Consider the following 15,120-nt stretch of genomic DNA (forward strand, 5'->3'; position numbering starts at 1 on the left):
TTCAGGCACGTGCCCCGAGGGCCCGCTGCGCGATCCGTCACTTTCGATGTGGATAGTCTTCAAAACAGGAGGTCACCCTGTTGATGGTTGACGAGCGTGCTTGCATAAAGACGTGGAATTGATCTAGGCGATCGACTACGCCCCACGTCGGCAAGACTGCCGCCGTGGCTTTTGACGAGCACCCAGGAAAGGGTCGAATGCGCGACAACCAGCCAGTGACACAAAAAGAGTTCGATTATCCCGATGACGCGACCCTGATGTCCGTCACCGATACGCAGAGCCATATCGGCTACGCCAACGCGGCGTTCATCGCCGTCAGCGGATTCGAGCGCAATGAGATCCTGGGGCAGCCGCACAACCTCGTGCGTCACCCCGACATGCCCCGTGAAGCCTTCTCGGACATGTGGAAGACCCTGAAGGGCGGGCAATCGTGGTCTGCGCTGGTGAAGAACCGGCGCAAGAACGGCGACCACTACTGGGTGCGCGCCAACGCGACACCGGTGCGTCGCGATGGCCAGGTCGTCGGGTACATGTCGGTCCGGACCAAGCCCACGCGTGCCGAGGTCGAGAGCGCCGAGGCACTGCATCGTGACTTTCGCGAGGGCAAGGCGGGCGGACGAGGATTCCACAAGGGCCTGCTCGTGAAAACAGGCCTCGTGTCACGGCTCCTGTCGCTGCAGACCCTGTCGCTGCGGTGGCGAATCCGGTGGGGCTCGCTCGCCAGCGCGGCCATCCTGCTCGTCGCGTGTGCCGCGGCAGGGCTGGACGCCGCATCCCTCGGCGTCGTGGCTGCGGCCGCGGTGCTGGCTTCCCTCGTCTCGGCCCTGTGGCTCGAGTCGCAGATCGCGGCACCGCTCGCGACGGTCCTGCGGGTGGCGCAAAAGGCCGCCGAAGGGAACCCCGAGCGCAACGTGAGCCTCGACCGGGTGGACGACATCGGCCTGCTGCTGCGAGCGGTCAACCAATGCGCGCTGAACCTTCGCTCGCTGCTCGACGACGTGAGCGAGCAGGCCAGGGGCGTGCATGCGGGCGCGGTGGAGATCGCCTCGGGCAACAACGACCTGCGTTCCCGCACCGAGCAGAGCGCGGGCAGCCTGGAAGAGACCGCGGCCTCCATGGAGCAGTTGGGAGCGACCGTCATGCAGAACACCGAGAGTGCCCGGCAGGCCAATCAGCTGGCGCTCGGCGCTTCCACCATCGCCATCCGGGCCGGGCAGGTGGTCAGCGAAGTCGTCGAGACAATGAACCGTATCCACGAGAGTTCGACCCGGATCGCCGACATCATCGGTGTCATCGACGGCATCGCGTTCCAGACCAATATCCTGGCGCTCAACGCGGCCGTGGAAGCGGCACGGGCTGGCGAACAAGGACGCGGCTTCGCGGTGGTCGCCGCCGAGGTGCGCAGCCTCGCCGGCCGCTCGGCCGAGGCGGCGAAGGAGATCAAGAAACTGATCGGTGCCAGCGTCGAACGCGTGGCGCAAGGCACGGAGCTCGTCGACCGGGCGGGAACCACGATGGGCGAGATGGTCGCCTCGATCAGGCGGGTCACGGACATCGTGGGCGAAATCAGCACGGCCAGCGTCGAACAGAGCGCCGGCGTGGCGCAGGTCGGCGAGGCGGTCAGCCAGCTGGAGCAGGCCACGCAGAAGAACGCGGCGCTCGTGCAGCAGAGTGCCGCCGCTTCCGAGAGCCTGCAGCAGCAGGCGCAACGCCTGCTGGACGCGGTCGCTGCCTTCGAGCAGGCGCCGCCCGCCGAGGCCGGCGAGAGACCGGAGACGGTACAGGCGACGGCCCGGCCTGCAGGCGAGATCGAGTTGGTCGGCTCGTTCGCGCGTTGACATGACGGCCGCCAAGAAGGACCTGATTCGCGAGGCGGTGGAGGCCATCGAGCGAGCGATTGCACTGCATCTGGTCGATGAAGTCGCAGAGCGGCCAGCAAGGACGCAGGAACGCTCCCGTCCGGAATGGAGCGCGCTTCGCCTGAGCCTGTCCTCGTCGATCCACTCGCTCAACATCAGCCTCTCGCTGCTTCGGCTGGAGGATCTGCACTCGCCCGCCGATCGGCTGGCCCTACGCAATAAGTTGGTGGACGACGCGAAGGCCGCAGGCCGTGAGGCCTATCAGTCGGTACTCAGCTTGTGCGACTACGCCCCGAACTAGGACACACATGAAAGTACATGATGAGCAGGCGATTGCATGGGCGGTCGGACTCGACTCTCTGACGGTGATGGCGTTGGAAGCCTATGGCGCTACATCAATGGATGCAGTAAGAGACGCGATCCAGAACAATGTGAACATCCCTGGCATCAGCCACGCGCGAAGGGCCAAGATCCGCCAGTGGCTCGGTATGCCGAGGGAGCCCATGCTGGGTTCGCATCTCACGAACACCAACACCATCGCGCGAGCAATCCTGACGCTCGAGCGCAATGGCTATAAGGTCGTACCGCCGATTTCTGCTGAGAATACCTGAGGCCATGAGCCCGGCTTCGCCTCCCTCTTGGTGGGCAGGCCACGAAAAGGGGGCCGTCGCAGCACAGTGGCGCCTATGCCAAGCGATCGGATTCCCGCACGATTTGCCTGTGCACGCCAGGGATTGCCAGTTCTCGGCCAATCATCGCCCGTGCATACAGGTAGTTGTCGCGCGTCCGATCGCTCATGCGATCCATGTCGACGAATCCTTGCCGGTCGCAGTCGAACGCGAATGCCCGACCGCTGTGGGACAGGGACTGGAAACGCAGGTCGTGCCTGCGCACGCCCAGAAAGCCACCGGCGCCCAGAATGGCGTAGGGGAGATGGATGCGTTCGGCGCGACGATGACGTCATCGACCCGGCCCACGGTCTCGCCGTTCTCGTTGAGGACGATTTGGCCGAAGATCTGATTCTTGACGCTCACTCCGTTGGCGATTTCGCGTACCTCCAGGACGCCCCTGCTGACCAGCGTAGAGCCGGCGACCTGTGCGTGAGCCGTTGCTGCGGCGACTATGAGGACAAGTACCCCCAGCGCCGCCCTGTGGGTTTTCCCATGTCTCTTCTCCTGATTCAAGTGGGTGGGATTGGAATTTGCACTTTGTGGGCGGGTCGCCCGAGTCGCCCGGCCCCCGCTTACCGCGGTTTGTCTGGGTCGCTTGACCGATGCAGAGAGCGTAGGTGGTATCTCCGATGAAGTCGCAAACGAACGGTCTGATCGGGGATCGTCCCTACGATGACCGCGCAGATCCGCGCTCATCAACGCCGCCTGCAAAGATTTCCTCGTCACCCATGTGAAGCAAGGCAAGCGGCGCAAGGACCGCTATGCCATGCCCAACAAACACGCCACCAATCTGTCGATCGAACGAGGTCTAGTCAACCCGATCTGCGCCGTGTGGAACAGCAGCCGAGTTGAGCCAACCGCACCTGCCTCGATGCGGCGTCCATCCACACCCGCTTCATAGCGTTGGCAGCACCACCTTCACCGCCTCAACCACTTCCACCTCCGTCTCCCGCTTGCTCTGCAACAACTCCCAAACTCGCGCATCGATTGTCTTGGGGATCAGGGGCACGATGACCAGCACATTGCGCTTCTGACCCAGCCGGTAGGCCCGGTCCTCGGCCTGGCGCATCAACGCCGGCGTCCAGGGCAGCGAAGCGAAGACAACGTAGTTCGCAGCCGTCAGCGTGATGCCTACGCCGGCCGCCGAGGTGGTGCCGATGAACACCGTGACGCCTGCATCCCCTTGGAACGCATCCACGGCCTTCTGGCGCTTCGCGAGGCTGTCGCTGCCGACGAGGGCCACCGCGCGCACGCCAATCGCCTGCAGGGCCTCCTGCAGCGCCGCGACCGTGCTCATGTACTCGCAGAAGATGATGATCTTGTCGCCCTCCCCCAAGCCTTCCACCGTCTCGATCAGGAACTGCAGCTTCAGCGCTTCGAGGGCCTGGCGCAGCTTGACGATCTTGGGCATCACCATCAGGCTCATGTCGTTCCAGACATCCTGGTAGGCGCCCAATCCCTCGGCCGGCGACAGGTAGCGAACTTGACGAGTCTTCTCGCCAAGGTCTTTCAGTACGTCCTTGCTGCGCCTGAGCATCCAGCCCTTGAGCGCATCGGCAAGCCGCGCTCGCTTCTCACTGCTGCCCGCGAATTCCTTCGTGAAGTCCTTCAGCGAGAGCTTGCCGAGCCGGTGGCCAGTCATCCGCAGGAGGGTGTGCATCTCGACCTCGCGGCTCAGGAGCGGCGTGCCGGTGACCACATAGCGCCGCGGAATTCTGGCCGCAAGCAAGAACATGTTGCGTGTCCGCCCCGAGTCGTACTCTTTCAGGTAGTGCGCCTCGTCCACGGCCATGGCCGCGAAGGTCAGGTCCAGTTCTTTTACCAAGCCGCCCAGCCGCTCGTAGTTCGCCACGACCCAGCGACTACTACGCAGCGTGGCCATCCGGTCCTCTCCCACAATCCCCACCTGGTCATCGGAATGAATCATGTGGATCTCGCGCTCCCAGTTGATGCGTAGCGACGCCGGACAGACGATCAGGATTCGGCCCTCGCCAGCCATCAGCCTCAGACCCACCACGACCTGACGGCTCTTGCCCAGACCCATGTCGTCGCCGAGGCAGGCGCCCGATTGGCCCAGCAAATGCGTCACACCAACGGCCTGGTAATCACGCAGCACGCCGCGGCCAACGAGTCCCTCGAGCGCTCGTCGATCAAAGGACAGTTGCTCTTCGCGCTCCAGCTCCGTCGAGAAGTAGCCGGCACCCTCCTCTTCTTTGCCTGCTCCATCGGATCGATCCGGCGCCAGCGCCGGCACCTTGATCGTGATCTGGCTCTGACTGGGTGCGCTCAGCGTCTCGATGACGACCGGCTGCTCGTGGATGAAGATGAACTCGGGTGCGATGCCTGCCTGCTGCCCCAACCGTTGGACAATTTCCGAAGGATCCGCGCGAACCTGCCAGGCACTGGCATGTTTGTGGAAATACCCGCCCATGGCCCGCATGGCACCGAGGAAGGGTTCGTCGTACAGGCCACTGACCGCAAATCGCCCACGCTGGAGTTCGCTGCCACGCAGCGGGAATACCTGCACATCGAGCAGCTGCGTGAAGAAATCGGCCTGTGGTTCCCTGAGCGCGGCACAGATCAGCCGCCCAGCGTCCTCCAGATCCACGTACTGCCCCAAATAGGCGCGCTGCAGCGCTGCGACAACCAGGTTGGCGGCCGCGGCCCGCATGACCCACATGCGCCGGGGACCGCACCACCATCCACCCTCCTCGGCCAATGGCCGCCTGAGGCCAGGAACCGAGAGCACCTGCAGGCCGATACGCAAGCGATCGGAAACCGCTTGAACGACGAGTTCCGGTGGCTTCAGCCGGATCGGCGCCGGGACTGCCGGAAAGATCTCCGTCGCCCCTTGTCATCGGCGGCGCTCTCCGAGCGGCGCATCGCGCAGTCCGTACCTGAGTCCCCCCCCGCTACGAAGGCACCTCACCTTGCCCGCCACGATCAACTGCAGCAGCGCATGCCGGGTCACCTCCACGGGCCATCCAGTGATCCGAGTCAATGACTCCTCTCCTTCGGCGCCGTGCTGCAGCAGCTTGGCTAGCACGGCCGGTTTATCCGATCCGGCCGCGTCGATCGCCGCGGCATCCGTGTTCAGTTGGTTCATCTCGACCCCTTGTGATCTGGTTCACTGGCGACACTTCTGCGTCACAAGGCAGTCCGGCTCGGCCTGATGAGTCAGGGCGCCGCGTCTTCCAGCTCTTCCTCGCGTTGCCGCGCAGGTGCGAACTTGATTTCCTCGATCCGGGTGAGCTGCAAGGCCACGTCCTCAGCCACTACCTTGAGCACCTGGACTTCGGCACCACTGTCATCGGTGCCAGTGAACTCTCGTTCCTCACCGATGACCAAGACGCGAGCGCCCTTGCGCAGATGCTTGCAGACGTCCTGGGCCTTCTGACCGTAGATCTCGACCTCGCGCCAGAAGCCACCCACCTGTTCGACGCTGCCATCGTCCTTGCGGCCATAGCGTCCGAACATCACGCGCATGCTGGCAACGAAGAAGTCGCCATGGCCATCCTTGCGCTGGATGTACTGCCCTTCGGGCGACTTGGCCAGGTTGCCCTTGCCGATGAAAAGGTTCTGCATTCACTTCTCCCATTGGGTGCGCTTTGAGGTTGCATGCACGGCTGCACCAGTTCCGTGCCTGCGCGATGTGGAAGGACTCCTCCACTCCGATCTTGTCGAACGCTTCGGGGTCCGCCACTGGCGCGAACCGATCCGCGCTTTCATGCCGACGGCCCAAATGCCGATCTCGGATAGATGTGCGACTCCTTCGTCCGGACATGGGCGCGTATCTGCTTGATCTGTTCCCTGCTGCGGAGATGCTCGCCGTTCAGGCGGATCGCTGATCCAGATGCATCGCGCACCCAGTTCCTGACCTCGGGCGTCAGCACGCCCACGTGCTCTGCGGCGTCCTCCCATTTCAAATGACGCTTCGCTCCGCCATGCTCGCGCCATCGCAGGTGCGTATAGCCCGTCGCGGCGCGCCGATGAACCATGAGGTAGATCCCGAACCCGGCTTGCTTCGAGGCTTCGCTCAGCGCAGCCATGCGGCTCTCTACGGAATCGAGCGTGGCAAGCAGGTGTCGCAGTTCACGCAGGGTGCCCCTACCCGTAAAGGCCTTTGCGTCAACCGCTTCTTGACACCCATGCTTCGACACAGCGTCGACCGCCCAGGCCTTCGCGTTCGAACCGGCTTTCGACGCTCTGGCTACGCCGGTGTGCCTTTTCTCAACCACAAGCCCTTTCATCACCAGGCCTTTCTCATCACCGCCCTGCTGCAGCTTCATTCCAATTGGCTCCGTCCCGATTGCGGCCACCAGTTCCGCGCTCACGCTGCGGCACCCTCTTGCGTACTGCACCGAGCAGCCTCCTGCTGGCCCTCTGCATCAGCCGCCGCTTCGGCCTGGGCCAATTGCGCACCGATGCGCGTCAGCAGCAACCGGTCTTCCGCCGACACGCGACGGTGTCGGCGCGAGTGCGTCGGTTGAATGGCGCAGGTGTAGATCTGGCTCGGCACCGGGCCGAAGACTTCCGTCGCGAACCGAACCCGGTTTGCCGCAGCTTCAGCCGCTCCTTCGATGAAATCGCTGCGCGCCAGATCCTTCACCTCGTCCTGGCTGAGCCAGCGCTCGAACCGTGCCGTGTCCGTCCACACGCGACGTATCAGGCGCGTGAGTTCGTGGATGCTCTTGCGCACCTGGTCATCGCTCCGCAGGTCCTTGCGTTCCAGCGTCTTCATGAGCCGGATGAAGAAGTCGAAGTCGTTGATGGCCTGGCACACCGCGTAGCCATAGGGCGACCTGAAGCCAAGCGTCAGCTTCTGCGGCTCGGCAGATCGCACGATCGAGAGATGCAGTCCACGCTTCTGCTGATCGAGCAGCGCGGACTGCGCGGCTTCGATCTCGCGCTTCAGTCGCGCCTGGACCTCCTTCATCGAATGCTCATGCCGGACCAGTGCCCAATCGGCGAACGGGTTGTCCTTGCCGGTCATGAGCCAGAGATTGCGAAGCACCGAGCCGATGCGTTTGCCGCCGATGATGGGCGCGTGCTCGGTCCCAGGTTCGCGCCGGCGGCCGAGGAACATTCGATAGGCCTCCAGCGTATGGATCTCCAACTGGTCTGCTTCGTCGTCCACGAGCCGGCCAAGCGAGCGCATCCCGAAGGTCTCGGCGTTGTCTGCAACCGCGTCGGCGCCGAGGGTCGACTCGTACTCGCTGCGGAGCTTCTCGAGCTGGTCTTCGCGATCCACCAGCTCGATGTAGCGGTCATAGAGCGGATGCCGTTCGTCGTTCGGGTTCGTCGCGATGAAGTCGGCGAGCAACTCGCGCTCTTTATCGACCGAGTATTTGTCCGCGAACGGGGAGTTCGGATCGGTGAGGAACTCGGGCTTCCGTGTGGCCAGCCATGGCGCCGCTGCATCCGGCGTCTGAATGACCGGCTTCACCGAAGTCTTCTTTGCGGCCGTCGCCGCCTTGGCCTTGGTTGTTGCCATTACATCTCCTGTTTGTGATGTGACAGTGGGGGCGTGGTCAGTGATCGTCGTAGTCGCTGGATTGCTCCAGGTTCGACAGGATCACCTCGTTGATCTGGGCGTTGGAAGGCGGATTCGAAGCTGCTTGGCGCTTCTGCTGCGGAAGAGCGCGTTCGGTGTCCCATGCTTCGAGGAATGGAAACTCGTGCTTGCTGAGGCCCGGCAGGCGCTCTTCGAGCTCGCTGTCGAGAAGATCGAACACGGCCTCGCGGTTGACTGTGACCATCGTGGCGGTCTTGCGGTGGATGCGCACGCGAATGAGGCCGCGATCCTGTAGGCTCTTGAAAGCGCGCTGCGCCGCATTACGATCGATGGTGCCGGGCAGTTGGTCGTACGCCATACGAACCGCAGAGGTCTTGAACTCCTTTACATCGGCCCGCTCTTTGATCAAGATCCAGAGCACGGCGGCGTCTGCGAAGTGCTTCAGTCGAAGCACGAGTTCGATGAACAGTTCATTGCCCTTCATGTCGTTTCTCCCTGAGAATTGATTTGTGTGACCTGGGATATCGGTCCAGGTGGCTCAACATGAGTTACGTGGCACGGCGTGCCGTGTGACTCAAAGCGAGTTACATGACACGCTCCAATGTCACGTAACCCGTTTTGGCCCACATGGCACGCCGTGCCGTGTGCCCCGTTTTGTCCCACGTGCCACGTAGCCCGATTTGTCCAAGGGCGAGTTCGAGTAGTTGTCTGGCCATCACCGCTTCCCCACGAAGTGCTTGCGCAGGCCTTGAAGCTGCGCGAGATGGCGCTGGACGACCTCGGGATCGGCAGGCGCGATTGCCTCGCGCGTGGCCCGAGGCTGCGACCTTCCATCGATTGATGCCTGGATCTGCGCCTGGATCGCTTGCCGCTGCCGGCGCTCCGCCGCCACCTGCTCGGCCAGCGCGAGCACCGTGCCCGCCTTGACGCCGCGAGCCAGGCCGCGTAGCCAACCGGCAGGGTTGTGAATCGTCTTGCCCGCGATCCTCGCCTGCCCCTCCAGTTCATCGAGCATCGGCTGCCGCCATTGCGGTTCGACCTGCTGGAGGACGTGGCGAACGCCGGGAAGCATCTGCGCCGTGAGGCATTGAGGGAGATTCAGATCGTCGAGGTCGCTGGCGCCGAGTGAATCTGCAGAGAAAGCTGCTGAACGACGACGACATCCGACCTGTGCATCGCCGGACCCACCCACAGTCCGGCTCGCGTGCGTGTTTGTCGTCGTGTTTGGAATACTTGTTTGCTTTATATAGTTTGGCGCTTTGGGCAATCCAAGTTTGGCGCTTTGGGCAGAAATAGCCGCTTCCAGTTTGGCGCTTTGGGCAACGTGAGGCGCTTCGAGATTGGCGCTTTGGGCAATGCTGGCGCGGGTTTGCGAGGCGTTCGCGATGGCAGCGACGTCGACACTGGATTCCACGGCGCCCCCCGCAAGTTGCTGGAATCCTGCAACTGGGACGCTCGCTGCGACGGCGCGCGGCGCGATCAGCGAGGCGATGAGATGCATCGGGCTGCACGCCGCCAGCACACCTGCTCCGCCGTTGGACGGCAACGCTGCACCCATCGGCAACTGCGGTTGGTTGATCATGGGGAGCAGCGGGCCGCGCTTCGCCCCGGGGTGCGCCAATCTGCGCTCGAGGGATACGTCGCTGGGTTTCGACAGACTGACTGTCGACGCTCCTTTGGCTCGCGGCAGCGGCTGGATGGCCTGCCCCCGGATGCAGGCCAGGATCGCATCGACGTTGAGCCGGATCAGCGATGGACCGGCCTCGATGATCAGTCCAGACTTGCGGAGCCGGTCGCGTGCTGCCCGCTGAACCTTCGGCGTCAGGCGCAATGCCTCACTGACCGCTTCCTGAGGGACATGAATGCAGTCCCCGCGCAGTTGCCTTTTCAGGATGGCAAGTCGTTGCTGGCGCAGGATGAATGACAGGTAGAGCCCGCTGGCTGCGTTGCCCGCGAGATCGGCCAATGGTCGATAGAAGCTCACGCTCCGTTCGAACCAGGACCACGCGGCGTCCACCGTCAAAGTCCGTGCGTCGACGACCTCAAGGGCTTGGCCGAGCACGTTGAGGTTCAGCAGGTAGTGGATGACCGCCGGTCGTCCGGCGAGCCTCTCCTGCAACAGGCCGCGCCTCCCCAGCAGCTCGCGAACGGTCTCCTGTTCGCGACGACTGAGCGTCGTGGCTTGCGTGATCTCACGAGCGGACAGATGGAACCAGCCCTGCCGCTGCGGATTGTTCCGCACACTGTGTCGAGTCCAGTAGAGGCAGATGCCGATGAACAGTGCAGCGCGATGGCCGAACCGATGCGCGAGCGCTGGATGGAACGGCACGTAGCCGCGTTCGTTGAGATGCTGCAGCGCCAGCTCGCTGGCGCGAGAGACATTGGCATCAGAGGGACCCGGCGAATCGCCTGGGCCCGATCGCTCTGGCGCCGAGTGCGAAGAGAGGGAAGCAGCGTGCCCCACGTCAACGGGCCCGGCCATGCGTTCTCGGTGCGCGGTGCGCGGACTCGGCGGCACGCGCCTGCACGAGAGCTCGGTGCAGCGGCGCTGCTTGCGCGGTCATCCTTTCGCGAAGCCGGCCCATGTGGATCGTGTAGCTGACCGTCCTCCCGCGTGTGCCGTCCTCGCTCAGAAGACCGGCGTCGACGAGCTGGCGGCGGCAAGTGGCCTGCTGCGCACGGGTGATGCCGGTCGCATGCTCGCACTCCAGGCCAGACATGCAAAAGCGATATGCATCCGCATCGGCAGTAGCCCGGCCTGCACGAACCAGCGCTGGCAACCTGTCGAGGACATAGGAGAGCCAAAGCGCGCTCAGGACGTTGCCGGTCAGGTCCACATAGCCGCGGTTGAAGGCGATCGTCTCCTGACCGAACCAGTGAAGCAGCCGCGCCTCGTCCCAGAGTGCTTCATCCGAAGGCGGCAATTCGGCACTTGCGCCGGACATCGAGTTGCCGTCGCGCGGCGCTCTTGCGTCGCGAGCAGGTCTGCTGGCGCTATTGGGCTGCATGATTTCCTCCAACCAGGCCGGCCTGGTGGAATGCGGTCATCGGAAAGACGCTCACGCAAGCTGCTGTGCTGTTGCGCCGGGCGCGTCGATCGACTCGTTCTCTCACCGGATCGAACTCGGTGACGACGCTGTACAGCGTGTCGATCGTCATGTCCGGATATTGCTTGTGGAGCAGGAAGATCCGTCGTCGACGGGATTCCCTCGATTCGTCGGGGTGGGCCTTGAGGATCTCCGTCCAGGCGCGATGGACGGCTTCGCGGACTGCGTGATCGCGTGGAAGCGGAGGCCGTCCGACGTTGCCTCCGCCCGGAAGAAGCACCCGGCGCATTTGCGCTACGGACTCGATCGACATCTTCCACAGCTCGGTCACCATCGTGCGATTCGCGCCATGGCGTATGAAGTACTCGCACATCTCCTGGTCTTCACGCACCAGTTGGAGCTTGTGGAGCTCGGCGGCGAGTTCGCGGGACGAAAACGTGAGGCGGATGGACTTGAGCCTCGAGGCTGTCTCTCGAATGTCACGTGCCTTGGCATTGCGCAGGGTGTCCAGCAGCACCGGATCGCAGCCCTGCTCCAGCAGCAGATCGAGCCCACTGGCCGTGTCGATGATCTTGACGACCTCGCTGAGCATCGCGGCGATGAGGGCAGAGTCGTTAACGTTGACTGAAATCATTCTTTTTCTCCCTGATGAAGCCAGTGGGCCAACCCGTGGGCTATCCCAATTCGAGACAGCGGGCTTCCGTTTCATGCCGATCGGGCTCCAACTGCCGAAGCGCCGAGAAGACGCCGATGAGGCGCGTGACAAGCGGGCCGAGTTGAGGCTCTGCAAGGACCGTCCAGATGGCGTGACCGGACAGGAAAACCTCGAAGTCCGTACCTCCGGGTGCGAGCGGGCCATAGATCGCCAGCTCAGCGCCCACTTGCGCAATCAGGCTCTCCTGAAACGCCGCCGAGCCTTGGAGCTGCTGCTGTGCCCAACGGGTAGCCTGCACCGGCGGCAGCGCCCTCACGCGAGCCCACACGCTGTCCTGCACTTGCCCCGACAGCGTGGTGAGCAGCCACCAGATCGACGTGCGGAGCCTGGTCGTTCTCTCGTCGAGTTCGATGTCCCCGATGCGAGCCATCGAGTCGGGGATCTCGACCATGAAGCCGAAGGGCATTTCGTCGACTTCGAGCACCGCGTCGAAGATCGGCGCGATCTTGTTGATCTCCTCGAACAGATGACGGATCTCGCCATGCAGCCTAGTGCGCCGCTGTGAACGAGACTCTTCGGTGGTGGTGTGCGGCAACGATCCCAGGCCGGGATGCGCAGCACCGTGCCCCGGCATTGCCGTCCCGCCGATCACGCCGGGCATTGCACCGAGCGGGCGTTGCTCGAAGTCAGGGCGACGGCCCGCGGAGGATTCACCGTCGTTGTCAGGGGGCGACGAATTCGCGCTGTCATCGGCGCCGTTCGGCCGTTCCCCGCCTTGGTCCTGCCGCCCTGGCGTGCTTCGCGCGGACCGCGCAGACACCGATTCCTGCTCCAGGTTCATCAGATCCTTGACGGACATGCGCGGTCGCTCTGAAAGTGCCGCAGCCATCGCCTCCATGCGCTCCGTCGGGACGGCAATGGCTTGCGCGATCGCGGCAGCCCCGTCGCTGACGAGCTGCCGCGCATCGAGCTCGACAGGCACCCGTTCGGACTCGTCGCGCTGCTTGTTCTTTTCGTTGAGCGACAGCAACTCACTGCCATGCTCAACAAGCACCGCGTGCAGTTGCGATGCGGCATGCTCGCGCTTGTCCAGTTTTTCGGCGAGGTCGAGATAGCTGCCTATCGATGGCCTGAGGATCGTGTTCAGATCCTCCGTCCGAAGCCACGGGCCGACCGGACCAAGATGCTCCACTGCGAAAGCAAAGTTCTGAATCATTCTGACGCCGTAATTGATGCCGGCGTCTTTCAGATGTCGATTCAATTCCGCGCCGATAACGACGTGTCCCGGATGCGCGCTTTCCCACTCGCGCTTGAAATTCTCCACGCCCAGCGCTTTTTCCCAAAAAGTGGTATCGCCGCGGTTTTCGTTTTCCGCCAGGTGGGCGGCAATGACGTCCGCCTCGCTTTTCCAGGCTTTGATGATGACGCGCAGCCTTGCAAAGCGGCTGTCGCCTTCGTTATGCAGTTCCTTGGCGATCTCGAGGCGGGTATTTCCACCGCCGTAGGGAAAATATTTGACCTCGCCCGGTCGACGGGTGACGGTCAGCGCATTGGTGATTTCGTCCGCACGAATACTCTCCTTGATCTCGGAATACTTCGGATTCCTCGATTTTCTGGGGTTGTATTTGTACGGAACAATGTCGTGAATGGAGAGGATCGAAAATGATCCGTCCACTTCTGTACGAGGATCGAGATTGGCGCTCGCGCTTTTTTTGTCCAGATTCAATCCGGACATCAATGAGGCACGCTCGCGATCCAGGGGGGTCTTTTTGCTCATGTCTTCCAGCGGGGGTGTCGACTGACCCATGCCACCGGCTTCGGACCTGAGCCGTTCCGCGCGTTGTGTTGCCGTCAATGTTTCAGGGGTACGCATTGCTCCGCACCTCCGTCATTGATGGCTTGTCGACGGCGCGTCCTCGGCGCTGGTGGCCGACGTCCCCAAAGGGACGCCGAAGTCTCGGTGGTTGGGGGCGTACCTCCCTTCAAGGGAGGGAATGAGTTCCCACAGCAACTGGTGCATTGCGTCACTGGCACGACCCGGATCGATCCAATGAACTGGCACCTGGGCCGTAGCCGCTTTGCGAAACGCCACTGCGCTGTGAATCGCGGTCTGCATCACGGAGACGCGTCCACGCATCGTGAGGAATGCCTCGCGAATCAGTTCGGACATCGACCGGCTATCGCGGGTGTTTTCGGTGCGGTTGATCACCGCCTTCATCGATGGGATCTTGAATCCCATGTTCGCGGCAGCTTCGTGCCGGTCGATCAGCTTGACCGTGCCTTCGATGAACTCGCGCGCCGACACGACGTCGGGCGTGGCCGGCGTGATGAGGATGTCGGCCGCGTTGACGGCAGCGTCCTGCAGATGACCGAGGGCGCCCTGGGTATCGATGATGACGACGTCGTAGGAGGCATCGACGCCTGGGTCGTTGAGCGCCATCGAGATGCGCACCAGGCGATCGAGGCGCTGCGACAGCCAGTCCTGCAGATTGCCCTCGCGGGTGTCGGAGCGGATCAGGTGCAGCGCGGGAGCGAATGGATATTTTTCGACGTCCTTGAAGGGAGACCCGTCTGCCGGCAATTGCACCGATGAAATGCAATCGTCGGACAGAAACCCATCCGTGACGAGCTTTGTCAATCCCGCGGGGGCGAGATGGCTCAGAACGAAATATTTGGAGAGGGAGGGCTGGACGTCCGCGTCGACCAAAAGCACGCGAAGCCCGAGATCCCGAAGCAATCCGCCGAGATTGGCGGACAAGGTTGTTTTACCAACACCACCTTTTGTGGCAACAACTGTCAGTGTAAGCATTAAAACCCCGTTGAAATGGATTATTCCAATTCAACGGGATTACCGCCAAAACTGTTCCGCTCCCAACTAGCTTCAGCTAAATTTCGGGTGCGTATAATTGTGCGTCGGCCAAGGCCAATTCAGCGAGTCTGGCAATATACATTGTCTAAATTGGGTCTTGATTAGTAATGTCGGGTCTTGGCCAAGCAGAAATGTCGCAGAGTCTGCACCCCATAGCGAGGCGCAGGCATGGCGACATCTGCGTCGACGATCTTTCTCTGACGAATGCGCGAGTTGAATCGCGATCTGGATCAACTCGCCCAGGCGCGCACGGCGGCTGCGCGGTTGGCGGGTCTTTGCCGCGCGCTGTTTGCGCGGCCTCCGCTGGTCCGCGGCCGTCATGAGCTCACGGACGGTGTACTTGCCAGCGCCTGAATGGTCTTGAGTCGATGGCAGCGACCACATGTGGTTCGAGGACCGGGCGCCAGCGGGCAAGTTCCACGCTGCCAACTCAGGGAAAAACCTGAGACGAAAACGTTTGCGCAAACGTTTTCGTGGCGTAGCATGCGCTTTCCCTCGCCCCAT

General features: G+C 62.8%; 15 protein-coding genes. 3 read left to right on the plus strand and 12 right to left on the minus strand.

The window, feature by feature from the left end:
• Positions 1-197: 197 nt before the first annotated feature.
• Genes VAR608DRAFT_RS28240 through VAR608DRAFT_RS28250 form a run of 3 tightly spaced genes read left to right on the plus strand, consistent with a single transcriptional unit; the run spans position 198 to position 2,470 of the window.
• Positions 198-1,838, plus strand: a complete 1,641-nt coding sequence (locus VAR608DRAFT_RS28240) for a methyl-accepting chemotaxis protein (protein WP_088957085.1) — start codon at positions 198-200, stop codon at positions 1,836-1,838.
• Position 1,839: 1 nt separating this feature from the next.
• Entirely contained in the window at positions 1,840-2,160 is a 321-nt protein-coding gene (locus VAR608DRAFT_RS28245; RefSeq protein ID WP_088957086.1) for a hypothetical protein, read from the plus strand.
• A 7-nt stretch (positions 2,161-2,167) separates the two neighbouring features.
• Positions 2,168-2,470, plus strand: coding sequence for a hypothetical protein (locus VAR608DRAFT_RS28250; RefSeq protein WP_088957087.1), 303 nt, complete (start codon positions 2,168-2,170; stop codon positions 2,468-2,470).
• 183 nt (positions 2,471-2,653) lie between these two features.
• Here VAR608DRAFT_RS28250 and VAR608DRAFT_RS37275 read toward each other — a convergent pair whose 3' ends face one another.
• The 12 genes from VAR608DRAFT_RS37275 to VAR608DRAFT_RS28310 all read right to left on the minus strand — a co-directional run bounded on the left by VAR608DRAFT_RS37275 (position 2,654) and on the right by VAR608DRAFT_RS28310 (position 14,556).
• Positions 2,654-3,043 carry a hypothetical protein gene (locus tag VAR608DRAFT_RS37275; protein WP_157731138.1) on the minus strand — a complete coding sequence of 130 codons (390 nt, stop codon included), beginning with the start codon at positions 3,041-3,043 and terminating at the stop codon, positions 2,654-2,656.
• Between the two features lie 382 nt (positions 3,044-3,425).
• Positions 3,426-5,201, minus strand: coding sequence for a DEAD/DEAH box helicase (locus VAR608DRAFT_RS28260; protein ID WP_231972992.1), 1,776 nt, complete (start codon positions 5,199-5,201; stop codon positions 3,426-3,428).
• A 183-nt stretch (positions 5,202-5,384) separates the two neighbouring features.
• Positions 5,385-5,636 carry a hypothetical protein gene (locus tag VAR608DRAFT_RS28265; protein ID WP_088957090.1) on the minus strand — a complete coding sequence of 84 codons (252 nt, stop codon included), beginning with the start codon at positions 5,634-5,636 and terminating at the stop codon, positions 5,385-5,387.
• A 71-nt stretch (positions 5,637-5,707) separates the two neighbouring features.
• Positions 5,708-6,115, minus strand: a complete 408-nt coding sequence (locus VAR608DRAFT_RS28270) for a single-stranded DNA-binding protein (RefSeq protein ID WP_088957091.1) — start codon at positions 6,113-6,115, stop codon at positions 5,708-5,710.
• A gap of 140 nt (positions 6,116-6,255) precedes the next feature.
• Positions 6,256-6,819, minus strand: coding sequence for a hypothetical protein (locus VAR608DRAFT_RS28275; RefSeq protein WP_088957092.1), 564 nt, complete (start codon positions 6,817-6,819; stop codon positions 6,256-6,258).
• A gap of 41 nt (positions 6,820-6,860) precedes the next feature.
• Positions 6,861-8,024, minus strand: a complete 1,164-nt coding sequence (locus VAR608DRAFT_RS28280) for a PFL_4669 family integrating conjugative element protein (RefSeq protein WP_088957093.1) — start codon at positions 8,022-8,024, stop codon at positions 6,861-6,863.
• A 37-nt stretch (positions 8,025-8,061) separates the two neighbouring features.
• Complete coding sequence (locus VAR608DRAFT_RS28285; RefSeq protein WP_088957094.1) at positions 8,062-8,529, minus strand: hypothetical protein; 468 nt, start codon at positions 8,527-8,529, stop codon at positions 8,062-8,064.
• A gap of 231 nt (positions 8,530-8,760) precedes the next feature.
• Positions 8,761-10,527 (minus strand): hypothetical protein, encoded by a 1,767-nt coding sequence (locus VAR608DRAFT_RS28290; protein ID WP_157731139.1) that lies wholly within the window; start codon positions 10,525-10,527, stop codon positions 8,761-8,763.
• Positions 10,511-11,065 carry a hypothetical protein gene (locus VAR608DRAFT_RS28295; protein ID WP_157731140.1) on the minus strand — a complete coding sequence of 185 codons (555 nt, stop codon included), beginning with the start codon at positions 11,063-11,065 and terminating at the stop codon, positions 10,511-10,513. The genes VAR608DRAFT_RS28290 and VAR608DRAFT_RS28295 overlap by 17 nt, the downstream gene beginning before the upstream one ends.
• Positions 11,040-11,801: an STY4526/YPO1902 family pathogenicity island replication protein gene (locus VAR608DRAFT_RS28300; RefSeq protein WP_157731141.1), complete on the minus strand. Its 762-nt coding sequence runs from the start codon at positions 11,799-11,801 to the stop codon at positions 11,040-11,042. The genes VAR608DRAFT_RS28295 and VAR608DRAFT_RS28300 overlap by 26 nt, the downstream gene beginning before the upstream one ends.
• Positions 11,767-13,620 (minus strand): ParB family protein, encoded by a 1,854-nt coding sequence (locus VAR608DRAFT_RS28305; protein WP_088957098.1) that lies wholly within the window; start codon positions 13,618-13,620, stop codon positions 11,767-11,769. Before VAR608DRAFT_RS28305 ends, VAR608DRAFT_RS28300 begins: the two co-directional genes overlap by 35 nt.
• Positions 13,621-13,635: 15 nt before the next feature.
• Positions 13,636-14,556 carry a ParA family protein gene (locus VAR608DRAFT_RS28310; RefSeq protein ID WP_088957099.1) on the minus strand — a complete coding sequence of 307 codons (921 nt, stop codon included), beginning with the start codon at positions 14,554-14,556 and terminating at the stop codon, positions 13,636-13,638.
• Positions 14,557-15,120 lie beyond the last annotated feature (564 nt).

Origin of the sequence: Variovorax sp. HW608 (genome assembly GCF_900090195.1) — a bacterium.
Classification (GTDB): Bacteria; Pseudomonadota; Gammaproteobacteria; order Burkholderiales; family Burkholderiaceae_C; genus Variovorax.

What these genes read in the sequence shown, in the direction of transcription:
- VAR608DRAFT_RS28310 (WP_088957099.1), bottom strand. Translation starts at nt 14,556, where the DNA reads ATGCTTACACTGACAGTTGTTGCCACAAAAGGTGGTGTTGGTAAAACA.
- VAR608DRAFT_RS28240 (WP_088957085.1), top strand. Translation starts at nt 198, where the DNA reads ATGCGCGACAACCAGCCAGTGACACAAAAAGAGTTCGATTATCCCGAT.
- VAR608DRAFT_RS28265 (WP_088957090.1), bottom strand. Translation starts at nt 5,636, where the DNA reads ATGAACCAACTGAACACGGATGCCGCGGCGATCGACGCGGCCGGATCG.
- VAR608DRAFT_RS28245 (WP_088957086.1), top strand. Translation starts at nt 1,840, where the DNA reads ATGACGGCCGCCAAGAAGGACCTGATTCGCGAGGCGGTGGAGGCCATC.
- VAR608DRAFT_RS28290 (WP_157731139.1), bottom strand. Translation starts at nt 10,527, where the DNA reads ATGGCCGGGCCCGTTGACGTGGGGCACGCTGCTTCCCTCTCTTCGCAC.
- VAR608DRAFT_RS28305 (WP_088957098.1), bottom strand. Translation starts at nt 13,620, where the DNA reads ATGCGTACCCCTGAAACATTGACGGCAACACAACGCGCGGAACGGCTC.
- VAR608DRAFT_RS28285 (WP_088957094.1), bottom strand. Translation starts at nt 8,529, where the DNA reads ATGAAGGGCAATGAACTGTTCATCGAACTCGTGCTTCGACTGAAGCAC.
- VAR608DRAFT_RS28250 (WP_088957087.1), top strand. Translation starts at nt 2,168, where the DNA reads ATGAAAGTACATGATGAGCAGGCGATTGCATGGGCGGTCGGACTCGAC.
- VAR608DRAFT_RS28280 (WP_088957093.1), bottom strand. Translation starts at nt 8,024, where the DNA reads ATGGCAACAACCAAGGCCAAGGCGGCGACGGCCGCAAAGAAGACTTCG.
- VAR608DRAFT_RS28300 (WP_157731141.1), bottom strand. Translation starts at nt 11,801, where the DNA reads ATGAAACGGAAGCCCGCTGTCTCGAATTGGGATAGCCCACGGGTTGGC.
- VAR608DRAFT_RS28275 (WP_088957092.1), bottom strand. Translation starts at nt 6,819, where the DNA reads ATGAAGCTGCAGCAGGGCGGTGATGAGAAAGGCCTGGTGATGAAAGGG.
- VAR608DRAFT_RS28260 (WP_231972992.1), bottom strand. Translation starts at nt 5,201, where the DNA reads ATGCGGGCCGCGGCCGCCAACCTGGTTGTCGCAGCGCTGCAGCGCGCC.
- VAR608DRAFT_RS28270 (WP_088957091.1), bottom strand. Translation starts at nt 6,115, where the DNA reads ATGCAGAACCTTTTCATCGGCAAGGGCAACCTGGCCAAGTCGCCCGAA.